A 16065-nucleotide genomic window follows, 5' to 3' on the forward strand; every position below is an offset into this window, starting at 1 on the left:
TGAGGGTTAAAGGTATGGATTACAATATGAAATATGAGGAGTGGTTATCCAACCCATACTTTGATGAAGCGACCAGATCTGAACTGGCTGCTTTAAAAGGAAATGATAAGGAAATAAGGGAGAGATTTTTTAAGGATTTGGAATTTGGTACCGGAGGATTGAGGGGGATTCTCGGTGCAGGAGTTAATCGTATGAATTTATATACCGTACGCCGGGCGACACAGGGGTTAGCTAATTATATAAAGAAGCAGGGCGGCGAGAAAAAAGGGGTTGCGATCGCATATGATTCACGTAGAATGTCACCGGAGTTTGCCCTGGATTCTGCTTTATGTCTGGCAGCCAACGGCATAAAGGCTTATTTATTCGAAGAGCTAAGGCCTACACCTGAGCTTTCCTTTGCTGTGAGAGAACTGGGATGTATCGCCGGAATTGTGATTACGGCAAGTCACAATCCTGCAGAATATAACGGGTATAAAGTATATTGGGAAGACGGAGCACAGATTACCTCTCCGAAAGATGTGGAAATTATTGGAGAAGTAAAAGCAATTACTGATTTTTCTTTGGCAAAAACCATGGAACGGGAAGAAGCTATCGATAAGGAACTTCTGAAAATAATAGGAAAAGAAATTGATGAAAAATATATCGCGGAATTAAAGAAACTGGTATTAAACCCTGTAAACGAAGAGGGTAAGAAGCTTAAGATAGTATTTACTCCGCTAAATGGGACAGGTAATTATCCTGCCCGCAAAATTTTAGAAGAGTTGGGGTTTGAGAATGTATTCGTTGTTCCTGAACAGGAAATGCCGGATACAGAATTTACTACAGTTGGTTATCCTAATCCTGAGGATCCCAAAGTATTTACTCTGGCTAAGAGCTTGGCAGATAAAGTAGGAGCAGATATTATACTGGCTACAGATCCAGATGCAGACAGATTGGGTGTACAAGTTAGAAACGATCAGGGAGAATTTGTTCTTTTAAACGGTAATATGACCGGTGCGTTAATAGCCGAGTATCAATTCTCACAAAAAGCGGCGCAAGGAATACTACCGAATAATGCAGCACTCATTAAGACAATCGTTACCGGCAATATTTCCGATCAAATTGCAGATTATTATAACGCAAAATTAATTGAAGTGTTAACCGGCTTTAAGTATATTGGTGAACAAATGAAATATTTTGATGAAACCGGTTCCAATGAATTTATCTTCGGATACGAAGAAAGCTATGGATGTCTGGTAGGAACTCACTCCAGAGACAAGGATGCAATCGTTGCTGTTATGGCTATATGTGAGGCAGCAGCCTATTATAAAAGTCAAGGGATTTCCTTATATGAACAGATGAATCGAATCTATGAAAAGTATGGATTTTTCAAGGAAGACTTATTCTCGGTTACCCTAAAGGGATATGAGGGTATGGAAAAAATAAAAGCAATTATGGACAGCTACCGAAAGAATCCTCCTAAGTCAGCCGGAGATTATCACGTTATAAAGGTTAGAGATTATAAAGAGGATACAATCCTAGATATGGCAACAGGTAGGATAACTCCAACGGGCTTACCGAAATCTGATGTATTGTATTTTGAGCTGAATGATAATGCCTGGTGTGCGGTGCGTCCTTCCGGTACAGAGCCAAAGATTAAGTTTTACTTTGGAGTGAAGGGTGTCAACATGGTGGATGCTGATGAAAAGCTCCATAAATTGATGAATGATGAGGTGTTTCAGGTAGGTTAATATTTTATCGGGTTTTATTGTAAAAAAACAGAAAAAAAGCATGGGATGACCACCGATCTATAAGGGCTTAAATAAAGCTATTTAGACCAAGGTAATCCCATGCTTTTCATTCATGACAAGTGAATCGTTTCATAATTCTTATGTTCAGACTTTTTACCAACGGTTTATATGAATCTTATCTTCGGCATCATATTCATATTGATCATATTTTGCAGCATTTTCAGAAGGATATCCGATCGCAAGATAACAGGGCATGATATAATTATCAGGGTGTCCGATTACATTTTTAAGATACACAGATTCCTTGTCGAAAGGAATTCTGAGTGCAACATATAAACCTTCGGCAGCAGCAGCGAGAAGAATATTCTCAATACAGCACCAGATGGAAGCAAAGCTGTTTAAAGAACTTAAACTTTCCGGCTTTAACAGAGGATGATCCTGTTTAAAGAATGGCAGAACCAGACATCCGCAACGATAAAGCATAGAATATTGTTTTGGTATAGCATCAAGATACATAGCTCTTTGACATGGATCAGTCATATTCCAGCTTTCTAGTATTCCCTCTACTTTTTTACCTGATATTTTTTTGGGTATTTTATCCAGTACTTTTGCCCGTTCATCCTTATCACCTATAATGACAAATTCCCAGTTTCTCATATGATCGTTCGTAGGAGCTTTTAAGCCTGCTTGAATGAGCTTTTTAATTATTTCGATTGGTACTTCTTTCTCCTCAAAATCCCGTATCGTCCGTCGCTGATTAATGGCAGTATATAAATCCATTGATATTCTCCCCTCTTTCATTTAATTTAAGGTACAATACGTTCTTCAGTATATTTTCATAGAGCAATATACAGAACGTATATTCGCTTAGTAAATAATACCATATAGTACCAATACAAATCAAGTAAAAATTTAATTAATTTGATTACATAATATAAATAAGTTTACAGTGTGTTATGAGTTGGAATAAACAAAAAAGAGCAGACTATTTAAGTCCGCTCAATCAGTTTATAAACAATAATAATATTATAACCTATACTAATTTTTGCCCACAATTAGGGCAGAAGTTGGCTTCTCCGGTTTTTTGTCCACAGTTTGGACAAAAGTTCGGCTTAGAGCCGGATGCCGGTGTCTGACCGTTATTATTAGATTGACCCTGTGATTGATTTGTGTTATTCATTTGATTCATATTCTGCATCATCTGATTTGCCATATTCATACCCATCATCATGCCTGCCATATCAGAAGCCATTCCGCCACCCTTAACATTACCGGAGGTGATTCCTTCCGTCATGGCTACCTGTTGATAACGGCCTAAATCTCCCACCATGCTATGGGAAGCATTCTTGTTAATCATTGCCTGGATTTCTTCCGGATAAGTAAAGCTCATAATGTTAAAACCGGTAACAGATAAGCCGGTATCAAATATCTGCATATCCAGATCAGTTCGAATTCCCGCTGCGATATCAAAGGAGTTGGCTTGAAGATTAAACATGTCTTTGCCTTCCTTTGAAATCCATTTCATAAGAAGTTGATCCAACACGGTCACGATTCGTAGTCTTACATCCTCTACCATGTAACTGTCTTTTATCCCAGCGATTTTATCAATCAATTTTACATAATCCGTCACCTTAAAGGTAAAGGTGCCGTTAGCCCTGATGGGCATTCCGCCCGGTAACTGGGGAGTCGGAATGTTAATAGCATTTTTGGTCCCCCATTTTGCAATAAACTCCTTTGTATTAACAAAGAGAACTTCAGCTCGCATTCCGCTGTTAAATCCGAACTTAAAACCGGCTAAGGTAGATAGGAAAGGGACGATCTGTGATTCTATATCATAATCACCTTCGTCTTTAAAAATACCTTCTATTTTACCGTTATATAGGAATATTGCATCCTGTCCCGGGCGAATGATTAAGCGGCTTCCCCGTTTGATCTCATCATTATTCCATTTATAAAAAATCATATCATCACGAAATTCCTGCCACTCAACAACGTTGGCAAATTGTTTTGAAAAGAGTCCCATTATGTTACCTCCCGACTTAATATTTAAAATTATAAGGTTATATAATTATCTATTTGATTTCTATTATATACGAAATTATTGAAAAAACCAACGTTCTAGACATAATTAATATTGAAGTGGATGATTAATTCGGACATATGCGCTTCGATTAAAGTGGGAATATCTTACATGGAACTATTAATTTATCGAAGCTATAGAAATTATAGCTTTCTTCCTCCGGAGCTATGTGAACGTCCTCCTAAGGAAACACCACCACGGAAGCCTCCTGCATTAAAGCCGCCTCGTCCGGAATTGTTATTTTGTGTCGGCTTTCTGACCCGGGTAACTCTTGTTCGGATATATTGGTCTCTTCGCCCGATTAATCCGGAATGGCCGGGATCAATATAGTTGTTACCTTGAACCGTCATTTTTCCTCCGGAATTGTATGCCATGGTTCCGACTACGATTGCTCCGATCACAAGGGAGGCGATGATTTGGAACCAGAGGTTCGTAAGGATACTTTCTTCCTTTGGAGTACGCGGTTCATCATAATAAGAATCGTAATCATAGGATTCACTACCATTACTATAATTGGATTTTTCTGTTTCAGATTGATATTCAGAGCTATAGCTGTAATCATGATCTTCGTTTATTTCGAAATCATCCTTCATATAGGAAGCCGATAGACTGATATAGGTCTTAAAGGCATCATAGAAAGCCTTTGCCCTTAAGTCGGTCATCATCTGATCAAATATAAGGTCAATTCTTTTGCTGTGAATATAAGTCTCAGCCAGGCCATATCCTTCGATAAAGATCTCACCCCTATATTTATCATAGAGAAAATAGACTCTGTCACCTACAGGCAAAGTATCTTCAAAATTTTCGATATATGCTTCGGGATAAACTGAATCTGAATCATTATGGGTTAAGATATAGATATCAATCCCTGCATCTTCGCCATATTCTATACACAGCTGTTCCAGGTCCTCATATTCGGATGTGGACAAAAGCCCAGCTTTATCATAGATACGTTGATTATTTTCCGTTTCGGAAGCGGATGTATTAGAAGAAGCACTGTTAATAATGACTACATTGATTAAGGCGAAGGCAAAAAGTATAAGAAGTAAGGATTTGCTTTTTATTAAGTTTATCATGACAAACCACCTCCCAAAAGCATAGTCAGTATTCGAAGGATTGCAAAAGTACCGGTTGAGATTCCAAGAAACCAGGCAGCGATTCTTTTCGCACTAAGCGGTGGCTTACCAACAATTTTACCGGTTTGTCCGTTCATCGCAAAGTTATGCTCGGCCTGTTTATAATCATAGCATACCATCCAGACAGGAAGAAGGGTATAATCGGCTCGTTTTTGCCGGATGTTGATATCCTTACGATGAAAGGATACTGTTGTATAGCCGGAGATGGTGGAACGGATATAATTTTCCACATAGGAGTTAACCCGTTCTTTCATTCTGGGTAACAACTTCTGATCATCATAATCGTATTTCTCAGCAATGTATCCAGCCAGATAAGGCATATTAAAGTCTTTTAGGTTATCGTAATGATACGGTTCCAATTTATCCATCATGGAATCGTCCATTTTTTTCGATGCATCACAGGGAATGCGGAGATAGTTTAGGTCGACTTTACGATATACATAGTAATATTTTGTCTCTGTATAAATCCAGTCACCTCTGGTATAAGTATGGACACGGGTACAGGTTGCTTCTGCTTCTCCACGACCATTCAGATCATAAAGCCAAAAAGGAACATAGAGTCCTGTAATATTTTTGATACGATCGGCATTCATAAAATCCTTTGGAGTAAGGCGCCCTTTCTTACACCATTTAATAAAGGCTTCCTGTGCCTGTGCTTTATTAATGGTGAAGGGAATTACCTTAACCGGTGCCAGGCTACCACTCAATCGATCGCTTAATACAACTCCGGCGCCACAGAAGTTACAGGTGGTTGCGGTCGTCTGTGTATCGGTTATTAAGACAGCACCGCAGTTCTTACAATGATATTCGGTAGCTTCATTACCGGTAAAAGTAGCATGGTGTGCCGGTGTATCTTCATCCTTATCATCCTCGTAATCTTTTTCAAAGGCAGCTTCCGCGGCTCTTTTATCTTCCTCACTCATATCGTAGGTAACCGTACCGCCGGAGGGAGGCTGTTTTTCCCCTGCCATTTTTTCTATATTATCCGTTCTGCCGCAGCTATCGCAGCGGAGCAGGCCGGTTTCACTGTCAAAAGCCATGTCAGCTCCACAATTAGGGCATTTATAATGTACTACCATTTCTTTGGCTGACCTCCTTGCCTGATTTTATAGTATTTATTAAAAATAATAGTGTATTCATTTATTTATAATGTTTCATATAGAAATCCACTGTATTGTCCATGTCTCACAACAAATTAGGGATTGCCAATTCGCTTATTTGTGATAATGGGGTTTGCCCGGGATGGACGTTACAGTGGACTCGTTTCAACCATAATATATGAATATGTTTTTTACTTATTCAGGCTTGCTTTTAAAGCGGCTAACTCATCATCTACCGATGTATCGGATGCATATTTTTTAGATAAATCTTCAATTGTCTGATCGGAAGAGGAACGGTTAAGTTCTGCCATGGCATTCGCCTTATCCAGTGCTCTGTCAGCCATCTCTTCGTATTTTGCAAAGCTAGCCATAGAATTATTGGCATTTACGACGGAAGAACCCATCTTGTTGATACGCTCCTGGGTTTTCGCAACAGCAAGTTTTCCTTTAATCATATCCTTACGAGATTCAAGTTCGTTGATGTCGTTCACCAATTTATCATGCATCTGGCGCATATGTGCCGCATTGGAGCTGGCAAGATCGTATGCCTCTTTCAGACCGGGCTGCTTTGCCGTCAGGGAAGCCTTCTGCTCTAAGAACTTTCTTGCATCGTTCTCGTTGTTTGATTCCAATGCTTTTATAGCATAATTTTGCATCTTTGCAATTTCTTCATCGCATTCTTCAAGAGCTCTTTTCGCTCTTTGTTCCTCAGCCATAATAGCGGCAGTCTCTGATTTTACCTTTCCAAGATCAGAATTTAAATTTCTAAGGCATTGGTCAATCATCTTTTCAGGATCTTCCGCTTTATCCAGTAGTGCATTAATGTTGCTGGACATAATGTCTCTAAATCTTGTTAAAATTCCCATATTAATCATCCCTCCATATATTGTTTTGGGTCTGTTGGTTAAGCTTAATCAGACCGTTACTGTTAAGTTATTACAGTTACAAGTGTATTATGATTTGAGGGCAACGTCAAGTTAAATTATGGTTAGAATAATGAGAGAATGATAAAGCTTATATTAGTGAAGAAAAATATAATTTGATTGCTATAATTGTAAAATTGTATGGTATAATAAATATTATCCACATATTACCATAGAGATTGTTATATTATGTATGATAGATAATATAATTTATATTTCAATTCATCCGTGGGTGCTTGGATTAGAACTTAGATTAATAAAGGGAAATATTATAAAAAACTTAGAGTTTTTAGCATTAATATATAGGATGTGATACCAGTATGAAGGTTAGAAACATTTTAATACGTGAACGTGTTAACAAAGCTCTGGAAGCAATCAATGAGTATCCTTTGACAATCCTTTCCGCCTCTATGGGCTATGGAAAAACCACAGCGGTACGTACTTACTTGGAGAGTAATCGAAAACAATGTGTTTGGATATCTTTACAAGGCAGCGATGGAGATGAAACAGTATTTTGGCATAAGGTTTGCCGGGCAATAGACCAGTTTTATCCCATAACTATGGAAAGAATGGAAAGAACTGGTTTTCCCACGGATGTCCGTCAGAGGACATTATTTATTGAAAGGATAAGGGAGCTTCTTAAGAGTAAGGAGCTAATCGTGGTGCTGGATGATTATCATCTCATTCAAGGTAATGTCCATGTTAATAGATTGATAGAGCTGCTTACGTTAGAAGAAATTCCAGACCTTCATATTGTAATCATATCCCGCTCCCGGCCGCCCTTCAATCGTTCTGAGTTGTTATCTAAGGGCTTGTGCATAGAATTGGAAACCAACCTATTGGCTTTTAATCTAACGGAATTACAGGAATACTGTAGGGTGGTCGGTTTTAAAGTGAAGCCTGAAGAGCTGCTTCAGGTATACCATTATACCAAGGGTTGGATTTCGGCCGGATATTTACTACTGGTAGGGCTTGAACAGGGACATCCCCTAACAGAAATTACGGATATAACCTGTCTTGTAAAAGATAATCTGTTTGCAGCTTTAGAGGAAGATGCCAAGGGTATTTTACTGGAATTATCAGTGTTGGACCAGTTTTCGTTAGTACAGGCCAGTAGGATATTAGATAGACCAAAGGTACCGGAGATACTTACAACTTTGGTAGAACAGAATGCTCTCATTGAGTATGATCGGCATACCGGCATTTACCGCTTTCATAATGTACTATTAAATTTTTTACGAAATACGGTAAGTCTCTATGGTATTGATTTAAAGTTGGTTTGTTATCGAGCAGGGCAGTGGTTTTTAGAACAGGACAACATAGCAGAAGCATTTGTTTATTATAATCGTGCTGATAAAATTGAGGAGTTATTTGAGTATATTAACAGAGTGCAAAAACTTGACATAGGATATATATCTATGGTAACTTTCGCCCAGATATACAAAGAACTACCTTGTGAGCTTATCATACGCTACCCATTGCCGATGCTTCAATTTGCCTGTACATTTCTTTTGAGCGGAGATAATGACCTTGCAGGGAAAGGTATGGAACTAATGGAGGTCCTTGAGAGTCATTATGCGGGAGAAGGTACTTTGCCGGATTATTTAAATAACCGTATCCTGGGAGAAATACAGATACTCAAGATTCTTACGGTCATTAATGATGCTGAAAAAATGATCGAACATGCCAATAAAGCCAATGAATTGTTGGATGGCAGTGCTTCCTGGGTAATATACAAAGATAATGAATTCTTGATGGGAATTCCTCATGTTTTGTATACTTATTACAGGAAAGCCGGTGAGTTAAAAAGGATTGTTGATCTAATTCAAGCAGGTTTTCCTCCTAAGGTTTTCGGAGGCTGTGGTACAGGGGTTAAGGAGTTGGCTTTAGCGGAATTTTTCCTTGAAACAGGGGATTCGGCTGAAGCATTGTTGTCTGCTGACAAAGCAATAATTAAGGCAGGAATTGAGAAGCAAACGGATATTATTATGGCTGCTAAATACGTTCAAATCAGAGCCACATTGCTGGAAGGAGATGCGCATCAGGCAATACGGTTATTGGAGCAGATGGAAGTATGGTTCGATCAACAATTCCCGGAACTTACCGCTAACAGAAAAGCTGTATTTAGTACAATGCTGGAACTGATTTGTGCCTATATATACGGATGTCTCAAACGACCTCAGGATATACCGGATTGGTTAAAGGAATGTGATCTTTCTGGTGGAGTATTTATGTATCGAGGAATGGCCTTCCCATGTATCCTTGCAGGAAAAGCAGCATTACTGGAAGAGCGGTACATAGAGCTTGAGGCTATGTGTGAGAGCTTCTTAGACTGTTATGGATATCTGAATAATCAATTGGGATTGCTTCATAATGCAGTTTATCTTTGTGTAGCAAGATACAAGCTATATGGTATGGAAGAAGGTTTGAAGGTGTTAATACCTGCTCTGGAGGAGGCTTGGAGGGACAAGATCATAATGCCCTTTATTGAAAACTCTGATTACATATTGCCGATGCTTGAAAAGCTGGAAATGGACGATAGACTGGATACTAGGTTATTAAAAAGGCTGATTATAAAGGGTAAAAAATACAGTAAAGGGATAGACAACGTGCAAAACGGAAGGTTAACAATAACCGTTCGGGAAAAAGAGGTTCTAAGTCTTCTTGCGCTTGGTATGACACAGAAAGAAATTGCTAATCGTCTCTTTCTTTCTATAGCAGCAGTTAAGAAGCATTTGGGAAATATATATAGAAAGTTAGAAGTTGATAATAAAATATCAGCAGTTCATAAGTCGAAAGAAAGAGGTTTACTTTGAAAAAAGTAGACATTTGGCTACCTGTTTTTTAAACAAAAAGTTCTTTATACTTTTAGGGTGTAGGGGACTTTTTTTCGTGTAAGGATTAAAGTACTTATGTTGGTTATCTTGGATAATTAAACAAAAGGAGAGAACGATCAATGAATTTGAAGAAAATAATAACAGGTTTTTTGACGGTTGTAATGTTGTTTGGATTGCTGCCACAAACTGAGCCAAAGGCTGACTCTTTCGTTTGGGACGGTACAGCTGATACCAGCTGGTATAACGACACGGATACTTCTTTTGCTATTTATACTGCTGAACAACTAGCGGGTCTTGCCAAGCTTGTGAATGAAGGTAATGACTTTAAGTATAAAACCATAACTTTGGAAGCTGATATTGTACTGAATGATTTTACATCTTCGATACGGCGCCCATGGAAATCAATTGGTCATGCATATGAACTACCGTTCAATGGCACTTTTGAAGGTAATCACCATGTAATCAGTGGGATATATGCAGATGATCCGCTTATTACATACCAGGGTTTGTTTGGCTGTATCCTTCGCTCCGGTACAGTAAAGAATGTGACTGTAGATGGTTATATAAGTGGTTTAAAAATTCTTGGTGGGATTGTAGGAGATAACCATGGAAGCATATCCGGATGTATAAATAAGGTGGAAATTACAGCACTGGAAATCGGGATATCCTATGTGGGTGGGATTACCGGATGGAATGGTAACGGAACCATAACCGAATGCTATAATTTAGGTAAAATAAGTGGAAACGGAAGCGATATTGGTGGTATTGCCGGTGGCAATACCGGTATGGTACAAAACTGCTACAATCATGGTGATATCAGTGGGCGAAGGCCAGGGGGAATTGTCGGAAGAAATTTAAGCGATGCAATTATCACAAATTGTTACAGTATAGGTAAGATTGTATCAAGTTATAAGGCCGGAGGAATTGCTAATACGAATGAGGGGTATATTGAAACTGGGTATTGTCTTGAGGGTACGCCGATCGCCATTAATGGGGAAGAAAGGTTTTTAAATTGTTCAGAGAAATCGGAGGCTGCTTTTCATAATGGTGAAGTTGCATATCTACTTCAAGAAAATCAGCCATCACAAATATGGGGACAATATCTTTCCGGAAGCGATAGAGTGAACTACCCGGTACTATCTTCCAGCCCGGAAAGTATGGTTTTTTTAAATTCTTCAAGTGGCTATACGAATCCAACCGAAGTTACTCTGCTATCTGTGAGCGCAGACGGATCGATGGATACAGTAACCTCTACTCGTATTGATCTGGTTTTTGACACACCAATTGCTGGCTTATCAAAAGATAACATTACTATTTCAAGCATTTCGGGTGAGGTATACGAAGGAGCGTTGATCGGAGAAGGAACCAATTGGTCAATTGCTTTGGATGCTGTCTTGACTCAAGGTAATATCAGTGTTTCGCTATCTTTGCCGATACCGCCATACATATTTAGAGGATCACCAAGCGAAGTAATGGTATACAAGGTTCCGGCTGTTATCACAGAAGTCACGGTCACTCCCGATTATGCTGTTTTAAGGACAGGTAACATGCAATCTTTCACTGCTTTGGTAGAAGGCACGAATTATCCTTCACAGATGGTTGATTGGAGTGTTTCAGGTAATCATAGCAGTGCCACTAGAATAAGCGATCTCGGTGTATTGACCATAGCCTCGGATGAAACGGCGACAGAACTTACGGTGGAAGCAGTATCAAAGGAGAACAATACAAAATCAGGAACCGCCACGGTTACAGTTATCAAAGACAATCATCCTCCAGTTGCTAATAATCCTGTGCCGGTATTGGAACTGTTACCTGGTGGAAGGAGTGAAACCTTATGTGCTTTCGAAATAGCGTCAGATGAAGATAAGGATACACTTTCAATTATAGATATTAAGAGTTTACCGGATAGTAAGATAGCGCAGATAAGCTTTGATAAAGGGCAAGTTACGATTAACGGTATTGATGTTGGGAACACATTTATGGTGGTTACTGTCAGTGATGGTAAAGGAGGTATAACAGATATAGCTGTGCCTATCGAAGTCATTAAATTACCTGTAGTTGATATCTTAATCAAGCAAAGTCCGATCAAGAGAGTTCAGGGTAGTACGACCTATGAATTATTCTATCAGGATTCCATAGAAGTAACACTATCATTTTATGATGATACAATAAGTCGCTATGAATATCAGATGGTGGCTTTAGAGGATGAGTTTAATATGGATGGTACCTGGAATCAAGGTAGTACCTTAAAGATTGACCCGGACTTTAAGGGACATGTTTTTGTAAGAGCTGTATACCCAGATGGAGCTACCACACTCATCAATGCACAGGCTGTGATAGTCGACAAAACAAAACCATCTATTTACACGAATTACGATGCCTCTGCCTCACGAATAGATGTAACTGTTACCGACATGGTAGCGGGAATCGATCAGGTTATCTGTACCATCGGCTCCGATATGACTAACATAATAAATTTGGAACCTGCTATAGAAAATAGATTACAAACGCAGTATGATTTTACGATAGAAAATCTACAGGAGGGGAACTATGGGGTATTGATAGGAGCAACGGATAATTCCGGTAATGTGGCAGACTTTCAAATCATACAGGTTAATACCGGTGAAGTGCCCAATATAGAACGTGTTATTGTCTTAGATGATGGGGGTGGTACGGGAAGTGCTTCTCCTGCTTCTGCGGTTTCTGGAGCAGCCATCACTCTAAGTGCTACTCCAAATATCGGCTATCGCTTTAAAGAATGGCAGGTTATCAGTCCTAACACCTTAAGTATTCAAGGGGATACCTTTATCATGCCGGATCAATCGGTAACCGTAAAAGCAATATTTGAAGCGTCCACGGTTGACAGCCATGGGATTACATTCCTCAATGACGGCAATATATATACGTCCAGAACAGTGCAGGCAGGAGAGTGTATAGGTAGTGCCAACTGGGTGGATCCTCCTACCAGAACGGGTTATATATTTAACGGATGGTATACTGGGATAAATGGAACAGGAACATCATTTACCGCCCAAACAATCGTAAACGCCTCTATAACCGTTTATGCTAAGTGGATTGCAAATAGCAACGAAGGACCCTCCGGAGGAGGTAACGATAACTCCGATGTTATACAGCCGGTGTCTGAACCGGAAGAGATCATACCAATAACGCAGGGATGGGTAATGGATGATGAGGGTCAATGGTTTTGTTATGAAGAGGGTGAACCCTTGGTTGGATGGTGTATCATCGATGATAATCTATATTATTTTAATTCCGACGGAGTGATGCAAACCGGATGGAAGAAGGATGATAAGGGTAATTGGTATTATCTAACTTCCAAGGGTCCTTATAAGAAAATATGGAATTTAAGATATGATTTATGGCAGCTTACGAAACAGATCAAATTTAGATAAGTAACCCAAAATATTGTGTAAAGAACTCCATCTTCTTTCATTTCCAATTTTATTACAACTGTCCACAGAAAGATATTATCCATTAACAAATAAGATTAAGAGTTAATTTTATGGATAAAAGTTGTAAATAACCATAAGCTAGTTTATAATAGGAAGAAACCTTTGTATAGATAGAAAAGACATTGCTATGTGATAACGCTGAAGCCTTACTTATAGAATAATGACTACAGATTAATAAGTAAGATTAATATAGCCGGTTAAACTAGTTAAAAGAATTGTAATTAGAAAGAGAGAATATTATGTGGACAGCAGATGACTGGAACGATTACGAAGTAATTGATACCTCTAAAGGAGAAAAATTAGAGAGATGGGGGGATTATATTCTGGTTCGACCTGACCCTCAGGTGATTTGGGATACCCCAAGACAGCATAAGGGTTGGAAGTCAAGAAACGCCCATTATCATAGAAGCTCCAAGGGTGGTGGAGAATGGGAATTTTTTAATTTACCTAAGCAATGGGATATATCCTATAAAGAACTAACCTTTCATCTACAACCCTTTAGCTTTAAACATACCGGACTGTTTCCGGAACAAGCGGTTAACTGGGATTGGTTTTCGGAAAAAATCAGAAGTGTAAAAGGCAGACAGATCAAAGTGCTTAATTTATTTGCATATACCGGAGGAGCCACCTTGGCAGCGGCTAAGGCAGGGGCAGCCGTTACCCATGTCGATGCCTCTAAGGGGATGGTAACCTGGGCGAAGGAAAATGCTGCGGCATCAGGACTTGCAGATGCGCCAATTCGTTATATCGTAGATGATTGTGTGAAATTTGTTGAGAGAGAGATCCGCAGGGAAAATCATTATGATGCAGTCATAATGGATCCACCCTCCTATGGTAGAGGACCTAAGGGGGAGATATGGAAAATTGAAGACAGTATCCATCCGTTTGTACAGTTATGTACCAAAGTTTTAACGAAGGAACCGTTATTCTTTTTAATAAATTCATATACCACCGGTTTGCAGCCCGGGGTTTTATCCTATATGCTTTCACAGGAGTTGGGTAAAAAATTCGGGGGGACTGTAGTATCTGATGAGATAGGGTTACCGGTATCGGAAAACGGGTTTGTATTACCGTGTGGAGCTTCTGGACGGTGGGAGTGTAACATATAAAATGTAAATATTGATAAGCCTATGAGTGTATAATATATTAAATATGCTAAGTCTTAAGAAATCTCTTTAGGCAAAGCATTAACAAAAATATTTCTGACACCAAATACAAGTTATGAGGTGAAAGGTACAGCAATTAAAGTTATTAATATAATTAATAATTATTATTCTGCGCCTTTTCAGGCGCATTTTTATTGCAACAAAAGTACGTTCTACACAATAAAAACGTTATGTAGGATGAGCCAAGGACACATTCTTTGTTCTGTCTGCGAAGATAAATGTGATGAATAAAGAACAAACAAGTTTGTTCTCTTTAAAAGGAGGTATATATTAATGGAAACCAGAGTAGCTGTTATCGGAATTATAGTTGAAAACAGTTTTTCAATTGATAAAATGAATGACATTTTACATGATTATAGTAAATACATTATAGGCAGAATGGGACTGCCCTACCGTGAAAAGAATATTAATATAATAAGCATTGCGGTTGATGCGCCTCAGGATATTATAAGTGCTCTTTCCGGAAAATTGGGAAAGCTTCCGGGGATCAGTACAAAGACAGCGTTTTCTAAGGTGTTTGGTAAGAGTAAAGGGGAGGAAGCCGATGAAAGAGCTTATTGATAAACTTTATAAAACACAAACACTTTCACCGATAGAATTCAAAAAATTAATAGATAACCGAAGTCCGGAGATTTTAAAATATCTGTTTGAAAGGGCAAGAGCGGTTCGGGTTGAAAATTACGGTTACGATATCTATATGCGAGGGTTAATAGAATTTACAAATTATTGTAAAAATGATTGCTATTACTGCGGAATCCGCAAAAGCAATTTGAAGGTGGAAAGGTATCGTTTGTCAAAAGAGCAGATACTTGATTGCTGCACTATAGGATATGAATTGGGTTTTCGTACCTTTGTCTTTCAGGGAGGTGAGGATGGATATTATTCGGATGAAAAAATGATTGATATCATACATACCATAAAAAGTAGTTATCCGGATTGTGCGATAACACTGTCTCTGGGTGAGAAAAGCTACGATACATATAAAGCATTTTACGAGGCGGGTGCCGACCGTTATCTGCTTAGGCATGAAACGGCAAACGAAGGACATTATAGCAGACTACATCCCGCAGGGATGTCTCTTGAAAATAGAAAAAGGTGTCTTTATCAATTAAAAGAAATAGGCTATCAAGTGGGCTGTGGGTTCATGGTTGGATCTCCGTTTCAAACGACCGATTGTCTGGTGGAAGATATGGTATTTATGAAGGAGCTTAATCCTCATATGGTAGGAATCGGTCCATTTATACCGCATCATGATACACCTTTTGCAGACTTTGCTGCAGGAACGCTTGAATTAACCTTATTTATGCTTGGCTTAATCCGTTTAATGCTCCCAACTGTTTTGCTCCCAGCGACTACTGCCCTTGGGACAATTCACCCCAAAGGAAGAGAACAGGGGATACTTGCAGGGGCTAATGTCGTTATGCCCAATCTGTCGCCGACGAATGTAAGGAAGAAATATATGCTCTACGACAACAAAATCTGTACAGGAGATGAAGCTGCTGAATGCAGATTTTGCATGCAAAAGCGCATGGAAAGTATAGGCTATCATTTATCGGTCTCCCGTGGAGATCACAAATCAATCCATTAGAATAGTATTCTGAAGGGGAAGAAGCTTCTGAC

General features: G+C 39.0%; 11 protein-coding genes. 6 read left to right on the forward strand and 5 right to left on the reverse strand.

What is annotated here, in order from left to right; translation table 11 throughout:
• Positions 1-14: 14 nt before the first annotated feature.
• On the forward strand, positions 15-1730 hold the full coding sequence (locus I5677_RS09870) for a phospho-sugar mutase (RefSeq protein WP_197661422.1): 1716 nt from the start codon (positions 15-17) through the stop codon (positions 1728-1730).
• 153 nt (positions 1731-1883) lie between these two features.
• On the opposite strand, the gene I5677_RS09875 is transcribed toward I5677_RS09870, so the two are convergent.
• From I5677_RS09875 to I5677_RS09895, 5 genes are all read right to left on the reverse strand, one after another.
• Complete coding sequence (locus tag I5677_RS09875; RefSeq protein WP_197661423.1) at positions 1884-2510, reverse strand: nitroreductase family protein; 627 nt, start codon at positions 2508-2510, stop codon at positions 1884-1886.
• 253 nt (positions 2511-2763) lie between these two features.
• On the reverse strand, positions 2764-3753 hold the full coding sequence (locus I5677_RS09880; RefSeq protein WP_197661424.1) for an SPFH domain-containing protein: 990 nt from the start codon (positions 3751-3753) through the stop codon (positions 2764-2766).
• 200 nt (positions 3754-3953) lie between these two features.
• Positions 3954-4886 carry a TPM domain-containing protein gene (locus I5677_RS09885; protein WP_197661425.1) on the reverse strand — a complete coding sequence of 311 codons (933 nt, stop codon included), beginning with the start codon at positions 4884-4886 and terminating at the stop codon, positions 3954-3956.
• Complete coding sequence (locus I5677_RS09890; RefSeq protein ID WP_197661426.1) at positions 4883-6025, reverse strand: TFIIB-type zinc ribbon-containing protein; 1143 nt, start codon at positions 6023-6025, stop codon at positions 4883-4885. The genes I5677_RS09885 and I5677_RS09890 overlap by 4 nt, the downstream gene beginning before the upstream one ends.
• 212 nt (positions 6026-6237) lie before the next feature.
• On the reverse strand, positions 6238-6912 hold the full coding sequence (locus tag I5677_RS09895) for a PspA/IM30 family protein (protein ID WP_197661427.1): 675 nt from the start codon (positions 6910-6912) through the stop codon (positions 6238-6240).
• A gap of 377 nt (positions 6913-7289) precedes the next feature.
• Here I5677_RS09895 and I5677_RS09900 point away from each other — a divergent pair, with 377 nt between their 5' ends.
• The 5 genes from I5677_RS09900 (at position 7290) to hydE (ending at position 16033) form a co-directional block, all read left to right on the forward strand.
• Positions 7290-9785, forward strand: coding sequence for a helix-turn-helix transcriptional regulator (locus tag I5677_RS09900; RefSeq protein WP_197661428.1), 2496 nt, complete (start codon positions 7290-7292; stop codon positions 9783-9785).
• 140 nt (positions 9786-9925) lie between these two features.
• Positions 9926-13219, forward strand: coding sequence for an InlB B-repeat-containing protein (locus tag I5677_RS09905; RefSeq protein ID WP_197661429.1), 3294 nt, complete (start codon positions 9926-9928; stop codon positions 13217-13219).
• Between the two features lie 299 nt (positions 13220-13518).
• Positions 13519-14388: a class I SAM-dependent methyltransferase gene (locus tag I5677_RS09910; protein ID WP_197661430.1), complete on the forward strand. Its 870-nt coding sequence runs from the start codon at positions 13519-13521 to the stop codon at positions 14386-14388.
• A gap of 330 nt (positions 14389-14718) precedes the next feature.
• Positions 14719-15006: a TM1266 family iron-only hydrogenase system putative regulator gene (locus I5677_RS09915; RefSeq protein ID WP_197661431.1), complete on the forward strand. Its 288-nt coding sequence runs from the start codon at positions 14719-14721 to the stop codon at positions 15004-15006.
• A complete protein-coding gene (hydE, locus tag I5677_RS09920; protein ID WP_197661432.1) occupies positions 14990-16033 on the forward strand; it encodes a [FeFe] hydrogenase H-cluster radical SAM maturase HydE in 1044 nt (347 codons plus the stop codon). Before I5677_RS09915 ends, hydE begins: the two co-directional genes overlap by 17 nt.
• Positions 16034-16065 lie beyond the last annotated feature (32 nt).

It is taken from the genome of Mobilitalea sibirica, from assembly GCF_015999265.1.
Taxonomy (GTDB): Bacteria; Bacillota; Clostridia; order Lachnospirales; family Lachnospiraceae; genus Mobilitalea; species Mobilitalea sibirica.